The sequence below is a fragment of the Euzebyales bacterium genome (assembly GCA_035461305.1).
Taxonomy (GTDB): Bacteria; Actinomycetota; Nitriliruptoria; order Euzebyales; family JAHELV01; genus JAHELV01.
Genome location: DATHVN010000159.1, coordinates 1 through 2733, shown reverse-complemented (window position 1 = coordinate 2733; position 2733 = coordinate 1). Strand labels below are relative to the sequence as shown.

Genomic DNA, 2733 nt, shown 5'->3' with positions numbered 1-2733 from the left:
GCGCTACGAGCGCGGCGGTGAGGACGTGGACCGGATCGGCAACTCGCTCGTCGTCGGCAGGCCGTTGGATGATCGGCCGGTCGTGCTGCTGGTCGGCCACACCGACGTCGTGCCACCGAACGACGGTGACCTGCCGGGGCGCGTCGACGGTGACAGGGTCGTCGGCCGCGGGACCAGTGACATGAAGGCCGGCCTCGCCGTCGCGATGGACCTGTTCGAGGACCCCGTGCTGCGCGACGGTCCGTACCAGTTGCAGCTGGTCGCGTACGCGGGGGAGGAGGGACCCGCCGACGGCAACGAGCTCGCGCAGGTGCTCGAGGCACGTCCGCGGCTCAGCGACGCCTCGTTGGGCATCGTGCTCGAGCCCACTGACCTGGAGGTCCAGCTCGGCTGCACGGGCGGGCTTCACGCCCATGTCACCGTGCACGGCAGGGCGGCCCACTCGGCGCGCCCGTGGCACGGCGTAAACGCGCTGACCGCGGCGGCGCCGCTGCTCGCGGCGCTCGACGCGCGTCACCCCGTCGATCGGCAGGTCGACGGGCTGGCGTTCCACGACGTGCTGACCGCCACCCGTGCGTGGACCGACAACGCCCCCAACGTCGTGCCCGACCGGTTCACTGTCAACGTCAACTTCAGGTTCGCGCCGGACCGCACCCTCGACGAGGCGGAGGCGGAGCTGCGGGTGCTGCTCGCCGACCTCGGTGGCGGGCGGCTCGTCGTCGATGTGGTCGACCGCGCACCACCGGCACCGCCGCACCGCGACCATCCGCTCGTCCGGGCCGTGATCGAGGCCGCGGGTGGCCGGGTGTCTGCGAAGCAGGCTTGGACCGATGTCGCCCGATTGGCCGCGGCGGGCGTGCCTGCCCTGAACTACGGTCCTGGCCTGACCGGTCAGGCGCACCAGGCGGGCGAGCACGTCCCCGTGGCCAATCTCGCGCGCGCCCGCGCGGTGCTCACGACATTCCTGACGGCCGGATCACATGACGGAGGATGAGACACATGTCGTCCCACGACGAGACGCCGACCGACCACGGGCCCGACGAGGCCGACACCGCATCGTTCCAGCAGTTCATGGATGCTCACCCCGAGGCCGGGGTCGACGACAACCGCACGTTCCGCCTGCTGTCGCTGCTCGCGGGAGTCGTGGTGCTGGTGGTCATCATGTACCTGCTGTTGTTCTAGGCCGGCGCACCGCGACCATCCCGCGTCGAGCCTGACAGGCGAACGCGCGTCGGCACGGCACACTGCAGCGTGACCGACATCGACACGAGGAGCCGTTGCCAGCCGTGCCCGCGAAGTATGACGCGACGTCGATCGCCGTCCTCGAAGGTCTCGAGGCGGTCCGCAAGCGACCCGGGATGTACATCGGGTCGACCGACGCCAGGGGGCTGCACCACCTGGTGTGGGAGGTCGTGGACAACGCGGTCGACGAGCATCTCGCCGGGCACGCGCGCAGGATCGGCGTCACGATCCTGGGCGACGGCGGTGTCGAGGTGCACGACGACGGGCGTGGCATCCCGATCGGCCCGCACCCCAAGCAACGCAGGCCCGCCGTCGAGGTCGTCATGACCACGCTGCACGCCGGCGGCAAGTTCGACACGCAGTCCTACGCCGTCTCAGGAGGCCTGCACGGCGTCGGCGTCTCGGTCGTCAACGCCCTGTCCTCGCGCGCCGAGGTCGAGGTGTGCCGAGACGGCGGCCGGCACCAGATCGCGTTCGCCAGGGGAGCGCGGACCGCCGCGCTCAAACGGGTCGGCAGGAGCACGAAGACCGGGACCACGGTGCGGTTCTGGCCAGACGCCGACATCTTCGACGGGACCACGTTCGACGCCGACCGCATCGTGACGCGGCTGCGCGAGACGTGTCTGCTCAACCCAGGTCTGCGGATCGAGTTCGCGGACATGCGTGACGGCCGGCGCGAGTCGTTCTCCTTCAAGGGTGGCCTGGCGGACTTCGTCGACCAGCTCGTCGGTGACGACGAGGCGATCCTGACCCGACCGATCATGCTGCGCCAGGCCGAGCAGGTTGAGGGGCAGGCGCTTGCGGCCGACGTCGCCCTGACGTGGGTGGCCGGTGGGGTCGATGAGCGGCTACGCAGCTACGTCAACGTCATCCGCACACCCGACGGCGGCGCCCACGAAGAGGGGTTGCGCAAGGCCCTGACCGGCACGCTGAACCGGTGGGGCCAGGCCAACCGGGCGTTCCGCAAGAAGGACCCGGCGCTGACCGGTGACGATCTACGGGACGGCCTGGTCGCGGTGCTCAGCGTCAAGCTGCCCGACCCGCAGTTCGAAGGGCAGACCAAGGCCAAGCTGGGCAGCGCCGTGATGCGCGGCTTCGTCGAGCGCTGCGTCAACGAGGGCCTGCAGTCGTGGCTCGACGCCAATGCCACGCTGGGCAGGCGCATCTGCAAGCAGGCGCAGCTGGCGGCTCGCGCCCGCGAGGCGGCCCGCCACGCCCGCGAGCTGACCCGCCGCAAGGGTCTGCTCGACACGTCGTCGGCCGGCCTGCCGGGCAAGCTGTCGGACTGCTCGTCACGGGTCCCCGAGGAGTGCGAGTTGTACGTCGTCGAGGGTGACTCGGCCGGTGGCAGCTCGAAGCTCGCGCGGGACCGCCAGACCCAGGCGATCCTGCCTCTGCGCGGCAAGGTGCTCAACGTCGAGAAGGCGCAGCTGCGCCGGGTCCTCGCCAATGCGGAGATCCAGCACCTGATCCGCGCCATCGGCACCGGTA

General features: G+C 70.8%; 3 protein-coding genes. All 3 read left to right on the top strand.

The annotated features are described in order from the left end of the window. On the top strand, positions 1-994 hold a 994-nt coding region (gene dapE / locus VK923_15105; protein ID HSJ46002.1), incomplete at its 5' end, for a succinyl-diaminopimelate desuccinylase. Between the two features lie 5 nt (positions 995-999). After that, the gene (locus tag VK923_15100) at positions 1000-1182 is read left to right on the top strand and encodes a hypothetical protein (protein HSJ46001.1); all 183 of its coding nucleotides are present in this window, start codon (positions 1000-1002) and stop codon (positions 1180-1182) included. A 104-nt stretch (positions 1183-1286) separates the two neighbouring features. Continuing rightward, a partial coding sequence (locus tag VK923_15095) for an ATP-binding protein (GenBank protein ID HSJ46000.1) occupies positions 1287-2733 on the top strand: 1447 nt, incomplete at its 3' end.